Here is a 12,894-nt window from a genome sequence, read left to right as displayed (position 1 = left end):
TACAAGTGTGGCCGGGACGGCGCCGATCGTCAGGCCTTGCGCCCGAGGAAGCCCAGAAGTCGGGTCTGCTCGTCCGCGTCCGCGGGCACTTCGACGGCCGGCCCGCATACACCTGCCATGCGGATGTTGTCGCCCAGTTGCTCGGCGACGGTGCGTACCCACGCGAGGTCATCGGCGGGGATCGTCTCGTCGAGCCCGGTGGCCCGCGCGAGGTCCCATCCGTGGACCACCAGGTCGAAGCAGTAGAAGCTGCCGACCGTGTCGGCGAGGGTGGTGCGGCCGAAGTGTCCTTCGTATTCGCGGCTTCCGCGCTCGGGGTCGTCAAGGATGTCCTGCATGCCGTCCCGGGTGGCCGCCCACGCGGCGGTCGGATCCTCGTCGACGGAAGGTCCGGCGGGCAGCTCGAGGTCGACCACGGTGACGATGTACCGCTGGGTGTCGATTACGTGGCGCAGGAGGTCGCGGGCGGTCCAGCCCTCGCACGGCGACACATTGTTCCACCGGTCGGCGGGCACGGATTCGACGCGAGCGGTGAACTTCTCGGCCAGATCTCGGTAATGGGCGGCGGGGGTGTCCGTTGTCGAAGTCATGCTGCCGATTCTTCCCCTCCGAAGCGGTCGAGGGCTTGAACATTTCCGACATCGACGACGGAGGCGCTGCCGTGCCAGCCGGGTGCCTCGCTCGCAAGCAGGTCGGAGGGGGTCAGTGAGGAGATCCGGCGGCACTCGCGGGACAGATGCGCCTGATCGCTGTAACCCGAGGTGGCGGCGAGTTCGGCCAGGCTCCTTCGCTTTCCGGACTGGGCCAGCGCCATGAACCGCTGAAGCCGCAGGATTCCGCGCAGGGTCGCTGGGCCGTATCCGAACGCGTCGTTGCACCGCCGCTGTAGTTGCCGTTCGGTGACTGACGTGGCGTCGGCGAGCGCGCCCACGGTCCAGGAGTGACGAGCCAGCGCCCGGCGCACGTGGCCGATCAGCGGATCCGCTTCGCGTCGGCTGCCGCGCAAGGATCGCACGGCGTTCTCGAACAACGTGATTCGCTCGTCGCTTCCCGCCGCGTTGTCCAGCCGGTCGGTGAGTGCTCGTTCCCAGCTCGAGCCGAGGACGTCGCCCAGCCCGACGCGGATGTTACGTACCTCGGACGCCGGGGTTCGGAACAGTGGCGAAGCGGCGCCCGGCCGGAAACGCACGCCCACCGATTCGGTGCCCGGCGGCAGGGTGAACGACCAGGCCGATGTTTCGGGACCGCAGAGCCGGATGCCGATCCCGCGAATCCACAGAATGTCCATGCAACCGTCCGGCACCAGCAGGTGCTCGCCCTCGGTGCGCGCCGACCAACCGCACACCAGGGTGTCGGTGAGGTCGGACGACGGTGAGGTCGGCGTGTACCAGCCCATGACAGGGAGCGTAGTCACGCGCACCGACATCTGCCGCTGTCGCGGCATCACGCGAAACTGCCCGCACCGGCGGACAACTCGAGGTGAACTGTAGGCACGGGTCCGTCGAGGTTCCCCGGAGGCCCGCCATACCGCCGTCACAGAGAACGAGGACTCCATGAGACGAACATGGGCGCTGGCCGCAATCGCCGCCGTCAGCCTGGCTTTCTCGAGTTGCGCGTACGACAGCACCGACTCCGGCGATACGGGCGGGAACGCACCCGTGTCGCCGACTCCGACATCGCCACCTGCGTCCCCCAGTGAACCCGTCCTGAAGATGGGCCCGACGACCATCGGTGAAGTGGTTGTCGATACCGGTGGGATGACGGTCTATGTGTACGACAACGACGAGGTCGGGTCGGGCGCGAGTTCGTGCCGTGGCCCCTGCCTCGAATCATGGCCGCCGGTCACCAGCGTCACCGAGAATCCTGTCGTCCAGGGTTTGCAGGAGGTCGTCGTCGACACCATCCCGGCGGCGGACGGTACCCACCAGCTGACCGTCAACGGGCGGCCGGTGTACCGCTACAAGGACGACAACGAGCCCGGGGACGCGTTCGGACAAGCCGTGGGCAGTGTCTGGTGGACCCTCGACTCCTCGGGTAACCCTGTCACGACGACTGCCGGCGGCGAGTAGCGCTGTCAACCGTCCGGTGGACGAGGACGGTCAGCGCAGTGGCCGGCACCGCCGCGAACCACAGGGCGTCCAATCCGACCCAGCGGTGGGCGAGGGTGCCCGTCACCGCGCCCGCCACCAGCCCGATCCACAGCGCGAAGTGACGTAGCCACGCCCAGCGGGAGCCGCCGAACATGGCGGCCGCGAGTCGGTGCCCCATCTTTACGAGGGCACCGGTCATGTACGTGAGTCCGACGGTCACCTCGCCGTCGCGCTGGAAGAAGGAGTTCTCGGCCCCCATCGCGAGCAGCATGGCGCCGACAGCCACCGTGCTCGCATCGAGGCTCGCGGCGAGAGACCCTGCGAGGAGCAAGCCCGACACCGCCGCGAGCACGGTGCTCTTCACCGGTAGGTTCCGCCGGTCTGCGAGGTGGACGATCGTTGCACCCAGCACGGTCCCCAGGACGAACACGCCGATGACGGCGGCGGCCGTCAGCGCATGCGCCCAGGTTCCTTCGGCGAATCCGACGCTGAAGCGGGTGAGATTGCCGCTCATGAACGCGACGAAGAACCCACCGAGGGTGATGAATCCGAGAGCGTCGACGTATCCGGCCAGGACGGACAGAACGACGGCGAGGGTGAGCATCCGCCTGCTGTCGTCGATCGGCACAGCACTATCCAACACCGTGCAGAAACACTGTGGCGTAGAAACTCACTTGCGTAGAAACACAGTGACGGGAAAACACAGTGGCCCCCGATCCGAGATCGGGGGCCACTGTAGTGGAAGGTCAGGCGAGGGGAACGCTCGGCTCAGGAGGTGCCGAGGGCGGGCGCGATCGTGCCGGCCCAGGACTCGTGCAGCCGGTCCTGCCAGTAGTTCCAGGTGTGGAGGCCTTCATCGGTGATGCGCGTCTGCACCTTGGCGCCGGCGCGCTGCGCGGCGGGAACGAAGGTCCTGCTGCTCAGGCCGGCGGCGGTCTCGAGGGGAACGGTCTGCGAGAACTTCACCGGGTCGAAGTGATCGCTGTCCGGGTCGACGGTGGGATCGCTCGCCGCGCCTGCACCGGAGGAGATGTAGACGGACTTGCCGCGCAGGGCGCCGACGTTGAGCAGCGGGTCGTTGCGAATCCACGCCGGTGACGGCCAGAAGCCCCACATGTTCGACGCGTTGCCGCCCATCTGGGCGACGGAAACCTGAATGCCCTGGGCGAAGCCGGGGGAGCTGGCCGTCGGGTATCCGCTGTAGGAGGCGACCGCTTTGTAGAAGTCGGGACGATGGATGGCGAGGTTCAGCGCGGAGGTGCCGCTCATCGACAGGCCGGCCACGGCGTTGTTCACCCCGTCGCTGCCGAACTGCGACGCCATCACCGGGGGCAGCTCGTTGGTGAGGAAGGTCTCCCACTTGACGCGGCCGAGCTTGGGATCGTCGCGCTGCCAATCCGAGTAGAAGGTGCCGCCGCCGCCGAACGGAATGACCACGTTGACGTGCTTGCCGGCGAAGAAGCTCTCCACGTCGGTCTCGATCAGCCAGCCGTTGTTGTCGTCCGGTGCCCGCAGCCCGTCGAGCAGGTACAGGGTAGGGGCAGGACCACCGCCCGCGGCCTTCAGCACCTTCACGGGAATGTGCTTGTCCATAGAGGGTGAATACACCGAGATCAGGGCCGAGTCGGCATGGGCGATGCCGGCTCCGGTCAAAGCGGATGCGAGGCCCGACGCCAACACTGCGACGAGGCCCACGATCAACGCGCGGGTGCGACGAATCGCCATGGAATTGTCCCTTTATCTCGTACCGACACACACTGCGCCACGAACGATAACAGGAAGATAACTACTCTGCGTATTCAAGAAGGCCTGGATGTGAAGCGAAAAGAACCCCTGCGAACCGCTTTTCAGCAGTTCGCAGGGGTTCCTGTGGCGGAGGATAGGGGATTTGAACCCCTGAGGGCGTTAACCCAACCCGCGTTCCAGGCGAGCGCCATAGGCCACTAGGCGAATCCTCCGTGGAGGAGCATACCCAACGACCCCGCCTCGGTGTTAAACGGCCAGGTGAAAGCGCGGTTCTACGCCCAATGCAGCAGGGTCAGCGAGTGTTCGGCCAGCGGCACCGACCGGTTGCACGAGGTGTCCGGATCTGCGACGGCGTCCAGGCCGAAAGTCGTGTCGATCAGGAGGGTGCCCGAGTCGGTGGTGAACTCGAGGATGCACTGGTACTTGCTCTCGGCGAGGGCGCGACCTTCGTTTCCGAGCACCTCGATGATGCGCAGGGGCTTGTCGGGGGCGGCGGAATCTGTGGTGGTGACGGTCACGGTGTTCAGCGTCTCGGGCCGGCCCCACGTGCAGCTGCGACGCTCGTCGGCCTCGACCGGCGTGCCGTCGCCGACGTCGGCCGTCAGCAAGGGGTCCAGCGTTGACTCGTCGGCCAACGTGCACGGGTCCACCGCATCCCAGCGCACTGCGTCGTCCGAGGTCGGCTCGTCGTCGCCCCCTCCGCACGCCGACAGCGCCGCCACGACGCTGCAGAGTGCCACCGCCCGCGCGGCCCTTCTCCGATACATCCCTCAAATCCCATCGGTCTTTCGGCCCGAGGTGGCCGAATGCGGTGGCGACCGTAGCACCGGGCCCCGGTTCCGGGGTGGATCCCTGCGGCGGTTCGGGGCCGTCTACACTCTGTGGTGGATCCCGCGCGGCGCGCATCCTGTGAACTCCCCCAGGGCCGGAAGGCAGCAAGGGTCAACGGGCTCTGCCGGGTGCGCGGGGTCCCCTATCTTTCGCATACCCGACTCATCACGTCGGTGAAAGGCCGCTCCTGATGCCCAACCAGACCCAGATCGGGTTGATGAGCCATGAGGAACTACTTTCCGAGCACGAGCGTCAAACTGCGAATTATGCGCAGTTGAAGACCGAGAAGCTCACGCTCGATCTCACCCGAGGCAAACCCTCTCCCGAACAGCTGGACCTGTCGGCGGAGCTTCTGACGCTGCCGGGTGACGGCGACTTCCGGGACGGCAACGGCACCGACTGCCGCAACTACGGCGGCCTCGCCGGCCTGCCCGAACTGCGGACCATCTTCGGCGAGTTGCTCGGCATTCCCGTCGAAAATCTCCTCGCCGGAAACAACGCGAGCCTCGAGATCATGCACGACGCGGTGGTGTTCTCGCTGCTGCACGGAAATCCCGATTCCCCGCGACCGTGGTCGCAGGAGCCCAAGGTCCGGTTCCTCTGCCCGGCGCCCGGATACGATCGCCACTTCGCGATCACCGAGTCCTACGGCATCGAGATGATTCCGGTGCCGATGCGACCGGACGGCCCCGATGCGGACCTCGTCGCCAAGCTTGTGGCAGGAGACCCGCAGATCAAGGGCTTGTGGGCGGTCCCCAACTATTCCAACCCCACGGGTGTCGTGTACTCGGAGGATGTGGCGCGGACTTTGGCCACGATGCCCACCGCGGCCCCGGATTTCCGGTTGTTCTGGGACAACGCCTATGCGGTGCATCCGCTGTTCGGGGAGACGGCGCCGTCGCTGGACATCCTGGGCATGGCCGCCGAGGCCGGCCACCCGAACCGTCCGCTGGTGTTCGCGTCGACGTCGAAGATCACGTTCGCGGGCGCCGGTGTCAGCTTCTTCGGTGCCTCTACCGAGAACCTGGCGTGGTATCAGAAGTACTTCGGCAAGAAGAGTATCGGTCCCGACAAGCTGAACCAGCTCCGTCACCTGCGATTCTTCGGCAACGCGGACGGTGTCCGGGCGCACATGGAGAAGCACCGTGAGCTCCTGGCACCGAAGTTCGCGTTGGTGCTGAAGATCCTCGAGGACCGTCTCGGGGCGTCGAAGGTGGCGTCGTGGACGGAGCCGAAGGGTGGTTACTTCGTGAGCCTCGACGTCGTGGAGGGCACGGCCAAGCGGGTGATCGCCCTGGCGAAGGACGCGGGTATCGCGCTCACCGCTGCCGGATCCGCGTTTCCGTACGGCATCGACCCCGAGGACAAGAACATTCGGCTCGCGCCGAGCTTCCCGTCCACCGAGGAGTTGGGCAAGGCGATGAACGGCGTCGCGACCTGCGTTCTCCTCGCGGCCACCGAGGCGCGTCTCGATGGATCGCACTCCTAGTCGTCGCAGTCCTAGGAGTGCGCTCGGCTACATCCGGGCGTTGCGCGCCATCACGAAGCTGTACACGCCGTAGGCGGCGATGCCTAGTGCGGCGAGGACCAGAAGCACCTGACCGTACGGCGCCGAGCCGAGTGTTTTGACTGCGCCGTCGAGGCCGGTGGCCTTGGAAGGGTCGGACCTCAGCACGGCCACGATCACGAGGACGCCCGCACCGGCGATCACCAGCCCCTTCGCGACGTATCCGATGACGCCGAGCGGCTCCACGAGCTTCGAGGGCTGACCTTTCAGATCGTCGCAGAAATTCTTCGACGCCCCCTTGTAGATGTGATACCCGCCGATCGCGATGGCCACAAGAGCCACCACGATGAGAAGGGCCTTGCCTGCCCCGGACTCCATGAGCCGAGCGCTCAGTCCCGCATTTTGCTGACCGCTCGACTTCCCGGCGCCGCGGGCGAACTGAACCGCAGAGAAGGCGAAAGCGAAGTAGACCAAGGCCAGGCCGAACGCCTTCGCGCGGTCCATCAGCGACGGACCTTCCGGATCGCCCTGCGATCCCTCGGTGACATGCGGTCCGAGCACGGTCTCGGCCAGCCGCCAGAGCGCCATTGCGACGAACGCCACCGCGGCTACCCACAGGACGAACCGGCCACCCGGTTTGGAAGCCAGCGTGCCCAGTGCCCCGGACTGGTCGGCGTCGCCACCGTTGCCGAACGCCAGCTGAATGATGATGTATGCAACCAGGAGATGAACGAATCCGCTCATCACGTGTCCGGCACGGGCAACCCGTTCGAAGGTGGTGCTGTCTGTCGCACGATCGACCGCTCCACTGAATCCGCCGGCTCGGTTGGCTTCGTTCGGGGCCATCGGGTGTCCTTCGGGTCGCGCGAATGGACCGAAGTCCCTGGAACCTAGAGGTACCCGGCAACGGCCGCGCCGACACGCGGTGTGGTCAGCGGCGCGGAGGCTGCGTCCCGGATTGAGGTGCGCCGGGATCGATGGTGAGGTCGTCGGTGTCGGCGAAAACCAGGCGTCCGTCGTCGAGGGCGATGGCCCATCGATGCGCGGGAGCCCATTCGTGCCCACGTTCGGCGTCGGTCAACGCGGCGTAGTCCTCGATGACGTGACCGGTCTGTGCCTCCTCGGACTGCCGGCGTACCAGCACCCGCACACCCACAGCGACGTTTGCGGGCGCCGGTTTCTTCTCGCTCGTGTTGTCGGGCATTGCTCTCACCCTCTCGCTCGGCGGATACCTCGGATCATATGCACATTCCCGCATGACCGACGAACGATAAGGACTGCTTTCGTATACACATCCCCTCCTCCGTGACCACGACCCGTCGTAGAAGGCAGGGCCGGACGGGCGCTGTGACGGGACCGGTATAAAACCCTACGCGCGAGTAATGCAGTGCTGTGGACAACTCTGTGGACAACTCATGCAATGAACCTGTTGACTCCCGGCCGGATGGGCGTGGTGGCAGGATCGACCCCATGGCACGCACGTTGAATCTCGTCGGTGATCCGGAGGCGGACGCTCTTCTGGCGAGTGACCCCCTTGCCCTGCTGATCGGAATGCTGCTCGATCAGCAGGTTCCGATGGAGACGGCGTTCGCGGGCCCGAAGAAGCTTGCGGATCGTCTCGGCGGGCTCGAGGTGCATCGCATCGCGGAGATGGATCCGGAGGAATTCGCCGCCGTCTGTGCACAGACTCCCGCGGTGCATCGGTTCCCCGGTTCCATGGCCACGCGCATCCAGTCGCTGTGCGCGTTTCTCGTCGAGAACTACGACGGCAGCGTCGAAGCGCTGTGGACCGACGGCGATCCCGACGGCAAAGAGGTTCTGAAACGGTTGAAGGCGCTGCCCGGCTACGGCGACCAGAAGGCCCGGATCTTCCTGGCACTGCTCGGCAAGCAGATCGGGGTGGAACCCCACGGCTGGCGGGAAGCCGCCGGCGACTACGGTACGGACGGTTCCCGCCGGTCGATCGCAGACGTCGTCGACGAGAAGAGCCTGCACGAGGTCCGCGAGTTCAAGAAGGCCGCCAAGGCCGAGGCGAAGAAGGAAGCCGCCGCGAAGAAGAAGTAGCCGCTACTCGGAGTCCTTCCGTTCCTCGTCCAGGTGCCGACGGCGTTCGCTCTCGTGCATCCACGGGAACACGCTGTTGCCCTGACCGCCGCCTCCAGGTCCGTGGCCGAGGACGCCGTGCTCGTACGCCGATTCGGCGTGCAGGGCCAGGTCGATTCCCGAGGATTCGTCCTCCGCACTCACCCGGAACCCGAAGGCGCGGTCGATGAGCTTGCCGAGCGCGTAGGTGACACCGAAGGCGTAGAGGGCGACGACGACCACGGCTACTACCTGCTTGCCGAGTTGCGCGAAACCGCCGCCGTACAAGAGGCCCTCCGCACCGCCCGTCATCACTTCGGTGGCGAGTAGGCCGATCAGGATCGTGCCGACGATGCCGCCGACCAAGTGGACGCCCACCACGTCGAGGGAGTCGTCGTAGCCGAGGCGGAACTTCCATCCGACGGCGAACGAACAGACCACACCGGCGACCGCCCCGACGACGGACGCGCCGAGCATGCTCACCGTTCCGCACGAGGGCGTGATCGCGACCAGGCCGGCGACGACACCGGACGCGGCGCCGAATGTGGTGGGGTGTCCGTCTCGCTTCTGTTCCACGAGGAGCCAGCCGAGCAGGCCGGTGCAGCCGGCGACGAGGGTGTTGAGGAAGATTGCGGCCGCGGTGCCGTCGGCGGCGAGGGCGGAGCCTGCGTTGAAACCGAACCAGCCGAACCACAGCAGCCCGACACCCAGCAGCACCAGGGGCAGGTTGTGCGGGCGCATCGATTCCGAACGGAAGCCGAGGCGCGGGCCCAGAACCAGGGCCAACGCGAGGCCGGACGCACCGGAGACGATCTCGACGACCAGCCCGCCCGCGTAGTCGAGGGCGCCGAACTGCGCGATCCAGCCGTCCGGGTTCCACACCCAGTGGGCGACGGGCGCGTACACGAGAAGGGCCCAGATCGGGACGAAAACCATCCATGCCGAGAACTTGGCGCGGTCGGCGATCGCTCCGCTGATCAGCGCGGCGGTGATGATCGCGAACGTCAGCTGGAACGTCGCGAAGAGGATCTCGGGAACCTGCCCGTGAACCGTGGTGGGGTCGATGCCCACCATCCCCAGATGCTCGAAGCCGCCGATCAGGCCGCCGCCGATGTCGTCACCGAAGATCAGGGAGTATCCCGCCACCAGCCATGCCACGGTGACCAGGGCGATCGACACGAAACTCATCATGATCATGTTCAGGACACCGGTGGATCTCACCATCCCGCCGTAGAACAGGGCGAGACCCGGGGTCATCAACAGGACCAGCGCGGTACTGATCAGCAGCCAGGCGGTTGCTCCGGCGTCGATTGCAGGCACGACATTCTCCTCACACGCTCGGACGGAACCGTGCGCGGAAAGTCACGATGACCGTGACCCGTTTCGGGTGTGCTGCCGACGCGTTGCGAACGTGTTACGCAATTCACTCATTCGACGAGTGCCGGGTGTGAAGTGACGGGTGTGGCGACGACGGATCGGGTGTGGCTGTGGACCCGACCACCCGTACCTGACCTGTCGGGGTCCGCCGGTAGTCTTTCCGCGTGGCCCTGTACCGGAAGTACCGACCCGCATCCTTCGCCGAGGTGGTGGGGCAGGAGCACGTCACCGAACCACTGAGCACCGCACTCGATGCCGGACGGATCAACCACGCCTATCTGTTCTCCGGCCCTCGTGGCTGCGGCAAGACGTCCTCTGCCCGCATCCTCGCGCGCTCGCTCAACTGCGTCGAAGGCCCGACGTCCACCCCGTGTGGTCAGTGCCCCTCCTGTGTGGCTCTGGGACCGGGCGGTTCCGGCAACCTCGATGTCACCGAACTCGACGCCGCCAGCCACGGTGGTGTCGACGACACGCGTGAGCTGCGCGACCGCGCGTTCTATGCACCCGCGGAGTCGCGGTACCGGGTGTTCATCGTGGACGAGGCCCACATGGTCACGACGGCCGGATTCAATGCCCTCCTCAAGATCGTCGAGGAACCGCCGGAGCACCTCATCTTCATCTTCGCCACCACCGAGCCGGACAAGGTGCTGCCGACCATTCGTTCGCGTACCCACCATTACCCGTTCCGGCTGCTGGCGCCGTCGACTATGCGTGGACTGCTCGAGAAAATCTGCCTGCAGGAGAACGTTCCGGTGGCGGATCCCGTATATCCGCTGGTCATCCGTGCGGGCGGCGGTTCCCCGCGAGACTCGCTGAGCATCCTCGACCAGTTGCTGGCCGGTGCGGGCGACGACGGGGTGACCTACCCGCGTGCGCTTGCGCTCCTCGGTGTCACCGATGTGGCACTCATCGACGACGCAGTCGACGCACTGGCCACTGGAGACGGCGCTGCGCTGTTCGGAACCGTGGACCGTGTCATCGACGCCGGCCACGATCCGCGGCGGTTCGCCGTCGACCTTCTCGAGCGTCTACGCGACCTGATCCTCATGCAAGCGGTGCCGGACGCCGCCGAGCGCGGCCTGGTCGACGCACCCGGCGATGTGCTCGAGCACATGCGCGCACAGGTGAAGCGGATCGGACCGGCAACGCTCACCCGATACGCGGAGGTGATCCACGCCGGGCTCGGCGAGATGCGCGGCGCCACTGCCCCACGTCTGTTGCTCGAAGTGATGTGCGCCCGCATGCTTCTGCCGTCGGCGTCCGACGCGGAGTCCGCGGTATTGCAGCGACTCGAGCGAGTCGAGCGGGGACTTCCCCCGGCCGGTTCGGCACCGGCGCCTGCGGTAGCCGGACGTCCGAACCCGGCGCCCGCGGCGCAGAACGGTTCGACGGCAGATCCTGCGGCGCAGGCCAATTCGTCCCCGCAGCCCGAACTCAAGTTTCAGCGGCCCTCGATGAGGGCGGCCGAGACAGTGCCTGCGCCTCCCGAACCCGAACCGGCGCCACACCCCGTTCCGAAGCCCGAGCCGACACCCGAGCCTGCCCCCGTTCCGGAGCCGACGCCGGAGCCCGCCCCGGTTCCGGCCCCCGAGCCTGCTCCCGTGCCGGAGCCGACGCCGGAGCCCGCCCCGGTTCCGGCGCCCGAGCCTGCCCCCGTGCCGGAGCCGACGCCGGAGCCTGCCCCCGTGCCGGAGCCGACGCCGGAGCCCGCCCCGGTTCCGGCGCCCGAGCCTGCTCCCGTCCCCGAGCCGGAACCGACGCCGCAACCGGTAACCGAACCTGATGCGACCCCGGCTCCCGAGGTCGCGGCGCAAGCGGACGCGCCCGGCGGCCCCGACGCCGCTGCACTGCGAGAGGCATGGAACAGCCTGCGCGAGAAGGTGAGCCAGCGGAACAAGATTCTTCCGGCGATGCTGTCGGCGGCGACGGTGCACGACGTGCAGGGCAATCGCTTGATCCTCGCGCATCCCGTTCCCAATCTGGGCGCACGCATCGCCTCACCGCACAACGCGCAGGTCATCGCGGAGGTGCTCGCCGAGATGTTCGGCGGCGACTGGGAAGTGGAGTATCAGGCGGGCGCTCCGGCACCCCCGCCGCCGCCGGTCACGAAGGTCGCCTCGGCACCTACCCGACCGGCCGGCACACCGCGATTCTCGCGGCCCAGCCAGGACAAGACCGCACAGCGTGCAACTCCACCGTCGTCGGAGCCGCGGGTTGCAGGCGCAGAAACCGCTCGGCCGCAGCCTCGTTCGTCGTCCGAGCCGGACGACGACATTCCGCCGCCGGAGGCACCCGACTATCCCGACGATCCTGCACCCCCGATCGACTACGAATCCGCGACCCCTCCTGTCACCACCCCGGAAGACGAAGAGGAGATGTTCGCCGAGGCGGCGGAACCCGCTGATCCGTCCACACGTCGTGACCCGGAGGTCGTTGCGTTCGAATTGCTCAAGGACATGCTCGGGGCGAGGAAACTCGAGGGCTGATCGTCCCGCTGGTTCGGGACACAGGCCCCTGGTGCCCGGGACGCCGGGTAACCGATTCTCGTTCCATGAGCACAGTGAATGTTCCTGAGGGCGTGCAGAACGAGGTCCCGGCGGCTGCACGACGTGGCCGGTGGTGGGCATATGTCGGGATTCTGGCCGGGGCGGCCGGGATTCTCGGCATCCAGGCGAGCATGTCGATCGACGCGGTCTATGCGGAGTCGTCGGCAGGTGACGCGGTAGCGATTATGAACCATCTCGCCGGACAGCGAACCAGCATCCTCGTGATGCACGTGTCGATCATGACCACGGCGCTGCTCCTGCTCGTCTTCGCAGCCGGGTTGGCTCAACGGCTACGGGCGGCGCTACCCGCGGACAGCATCCTTCCGTCGGTTGCGGCGTTCGGTCTGGTCCTGACGTCGGCGGCGTGCCTGCTGGGGACCGGCCTGACGACGGAGCTGGTGTTCGGCCTCGGTGAGACGGATCAGCTGGTGCCGGAGTTCGCGGTGATCGGAGCCCACTGGATGGGGACGATCCCGTGGTTGTGGGCGGGCGCGGGCGTCAGCGCGCTGGCGGTTGCTGCCGCGCTGCTACGCGCACACGCGGGGCCCCGGTGGATCGGCTGGGTCAGTCTGGTCCTCGGTCTGGTGACTGCCCTCATCGGCGTGTCACCCCTGCAGTACATGGCCGGGTTCACCGGACCGCTGTGGGTGTTGGTCAGTGCGGTGGGATTCGCGTTCGCACCCTCCCTGCGTGAGTGATACTCGTTCGCACGATG

At 67.0% G+C, this 12,894-nt stretch carries 13 protein-coding genes, 1 tRNA gene and 1 other RNA gene; 6 read left to right on the top strand and 9 right to left on the bottom strand.

Going from position 1 to position 12,894, the window contains the following annotated elements:
- Positions 1-29: 29 nt before the first annotated feature.
- Together HYG77_RS13115 and HYG77_RS13110 are read right to left on the bottom strand one after the other, a co-directional pair.
- A complete protein-coding gene (locus HYG77_RS13115) occupies positions 30-590 on the bottom strand; it encodes a TIGR03086 family metal-binding protein (protein WP_208962869.1) in 561 nt (186 codons plus the stop codon).
- Entirely contained in the window at positions 587-1,396 is an 810-nt protein-coding gene (locus tag HYG77_RS13110; RefSeq protein ID WP_208962868.1) for a helix-turn-helix domain-containing protein, read from the bottom strand. The genes HYG77_RS13115 and HYG77_RS13110 overlap by 4 nt, the downstream gene beginning before the upstream one ends.
- 157 nt (positions 1,397-1,553) lie before the next feature.
- On the opposite strand from HYG77_RS13110, the gene HYG77_RS13105 reads away from it, so the two are divergent.
- Positions 1,554-2,069 (top strand): hypothetical protein, encoded by a 516-nt coding sequence (locus HYG77_RS13105; protein ID WP_109326208.1) that lies wholly within the window; start codon positions 1,554-1,556, stop codon positions 2,067-2,069.
- Here the strand turns inward: HYG77_RS13105 and HYG77_RS13100 are convergent.
- From HYG77_RS13100 to HYG77_RS13085, 4 genes are all read right to left on the bottom strand, one after another.
- The gene (locus HYG77_RS13100) at positions 2,044-2,694 is read right to left on the bottom strand and encodes a YoaK family protein (protein ID WP_109334818.1); all 651 of its coding nucleotides are present in this window, start codon (positions 2,692-2,694) and stop codon (positions 2,044-2,046) included. The two genes, HYG77_RS13105 and HYG77_RS13100, sit on opposite strands and share 26 nt — an antisense overlap.
- A 164-nt stretch (positions 2,695-2,858) precedes the next feature.
- The gene (locus tag HYG77_RS13095; protein ID WP_109326209.1) at positions 2,859-3,815 is read right to left on the bottom strand and encodes an alpha/beta hydrolase family protein; all 957 of its coding nucleotides are present in this window, start codon (positions 3,813-3,815) and stop codon (positions 2,859-2,861) included.
- A 145-nt stretch (positions 3,816-3,960) separates the two neighbouring features.
- A tRNA-Ser gene (locus tag HYG77_RS13090) sits at positions 3,961-4,048 on the bottom strand.
- A gap of 60 nt (positions 4,049-4,108) precedes the next feature.
- Positions 4,109-4,603: a hypothetical protein gene (locus HYG77_RS13085; protein WP_208962867.1), complete on the bottom strand. Its 495-nt coding sequence runs from the start codon at positions 4,601-4,603 to the stop codon at positions 4,109-4,111.
- A 116-nt stretch (positions 4,604-4,719) separates the two neighbouring features.
- Here HYG77_RS13085 and ffs point away from each other — a divergent pair.
- Together ffs and HYG77_RS13075 are read left to right on the top strand one after the other, a co-directional pair.
- Positions 4,720-4,814: signal recognition particle sRNA small type (gene ffs, locus HYG77_RS13080), an RNA gene on the top strand.
- Between the two features lie 43 nt (positions 4,815-4,857).
- Positions 4,858-6,156 (top strand): aminotransferase class I/II-fold pyridoxal phosphate-dependent enzyme, encoded by a 1,299-nt coding sequence (locus HYG77_RS13075; protein ID WP_208962866.1) that lies wholly within the window; start codon positions 4,858-4,860, stop codon positions 6,154-6,156.
- Positions 6,157-6,183: 27 nt separating this feature from the next.
- Here HYG77_RS13075 and HYG77_RS13070 read toward each other — a convergent pair whose 3' ends face one another.
- Both HYG77_RS13070 and HYG77_RS13065 read right to left on the bottom strand, forming a co-directional pair.
- Positions 6,184-7,020, bottom strand: a complete 837-nt coding sequence (locus tag HYG77_RS13070) for a DUF1206 domain-containing protein (protein WP_208962865.1) — start codon at positions 7,018-7,020, stop codon at positions 6,184-6,186.
- A gap of 85 nt (positions 7,021-7,105) precedes the next feature.
- Positions 7,106-7,378, bottom strand: coding sequence for a hypothetical protein (locus tag HYG77_RS13065; RefSeq protein ID WP_208962864.1), 273 nt, complete (start codon positions 7,376-7,378; stop codon positions 7,106-7,108).
- A gap of 266 nt (positions 7,379-7,644) precedes the next feature.
- On the opposite strand from HYG77_RS13065, the gene HYG77_RS13060 reads away from it, so the two are divergent.
- Positions 7,645-8,238, top strand: a complete 594-nt coding sequence (locus HYG77_RS13060) for an HhH-GPD-type base excision DNA repair protein (protein ID WP_208962863.1) — start codon at positions 7,645-7,647, stop codon at positions 8,236-8,238.
- A gap of 3 nt (positions 8,239-8,241) precedes the next feature.
- Here HYG77_RS13060 and HYG77_RS13055 read toward each other — a convergent pair whose 3' ends face one another.
- On the bottom strand, positions 8,242-9,576 hold the full coding sequence (locus tag HYG77_RS13055; RefSeq protein ID WP_208962862.1) for an ammonium transporter: 1,335 nt from the start codon (positions 9,574-9,576) through the stop codon (positions 8,242-8,244).
- A 221-nt stretch (positions 9,577-9,797) separates the two neighbouring features.
- Here HYG77_RS13055 and HYG77_RS13050 point away from each other — a divergent pair, with 221 nt between their 5' ends.
- Complete coding sequence (locus HYG77_RS13050) at positions 9,798-12,119, top strand: DNA polymerase III subunit gamma and tau (RefSeq protein ID WP_208962861.1); 2,322 nt, start codon at positions 9,798-9,800, stop codon at positions 12,117-12,119.
- 65 nt (positions 12,120-12,184) lie between these two features.
- Positions 12,185-12,877 carry a hypothetical protein gene (locus HYG77_RS13045; protein WP_109326225.1) on the top strand — a complete coding sequence of 231 codons (693 nt, stop codon included), beginning with the start codon at positions 12,185-12,187 and terminating at the stop codon, positions 12,875-12,877.
- Positions 12,878-12,894: the final 17 nt, after the last annotated feature.

The sequence above is a fragment of the Rhodococcus sp. ZPP genome, assembly GCF_017656075.1.
GTDB lineage: Bacteria > Actinomycetota > Actinomycetes > Mycobacteriales > Mycobacteriaceae > Rhodococcus_F > Rhodococcus_F oxybenzonivorans.
The sequence above is the reverse complement of the archived record's forward strand: the minus strand, read 5'-3'. Positions and strand labels throughout refer to the sequence as shown.

What these genes read in the sequence shown, in the direction of transcription:
- HYG77_RS13115 (WP_208962869.1), bottom strand. Translation starts at nt 590, where the DNA reads ATGACTTCGACAACGGACACCCCCGCCGCCCATTACCGAGATCTGGCC.
- HYG77_RS13110 (WP_208962868.1), bottom strand. Translation starts at nt 1,396, where the DNA reads ATGGGCTGGTACACGCCGACCTCACCGTCGTCCGACCTCACCGACACC.
- HYG77_RS13105 (WP_109326208.1), top strand. Translation starts at nt 1,554, where the DNA reads ATGAGACGAACATGGGCGCTGGCCGCAATCGCCGCCGTCAGCCTGGCT.
- HYG77_RS13100 (WP_109334818.1), bottom strand. Translation starts at nt 2,694, where the DNA reads ATGCTCACCCTCGCCGTCGTTCTGTCCGTCCTGGCCGGATACGTCGAC.
- HYG77_RS13095 (WP_109326209.1), bottom strand. Translation starts at nt 3,815, where the DNA reads ATGGCGATTCGTCGCACCCGCGCGTTGATCGTGGGCCTCGTCGCAGTG.
- HYG77_RS13085 (WP_208962867.1), bottom strand. Translation starts at nt 4,603, where the DNA reads ATGTATCGGAGAAGGGCCGCGCGGGCGGTGGCACTCTGCAGCGTCGTG.
- HYG77_RS13075 (WP_208962866.1), top strand. Translation starts at nt 4,858, where the DNA reads ATGCCCAACCAGACCCAGATCGGGTTGATGAGCCATGAGGAACTACTT.
- HYG77_RS13070 (WP_208962865.1), bottom strand. Translation starts at nt 7,020, where the DNA reads ATGGCCCCGAACGAAGCCAACCGAGCCGGCGGATTCAGTGGAGCGGTC.
- HYG77_RS13065 (WP_208962864.1), bottom strand. Translation starts at nt 7,378, where the DNA reads ATGCCCGACAACACGAGCGAGAAGAAACCGGCGCCCGCAAACGTCGCT.
- HYG77_RS13060 (WP_208962863.1), top strand. Translation starts at nt 7,645, where the DNA reads ATGGCACGCACGTTGAATCTCGTCGGTGATCCGGAGGCGGACGCTCTT.
- HYG77_RS13045 (WP_109326225.1), top strand. Translation starts at nt 12,185, where the DNA reads ATGAGCACAGTGAATGTTCCTGAGGGCGTGCAGAACGAGGTCCCGGCG.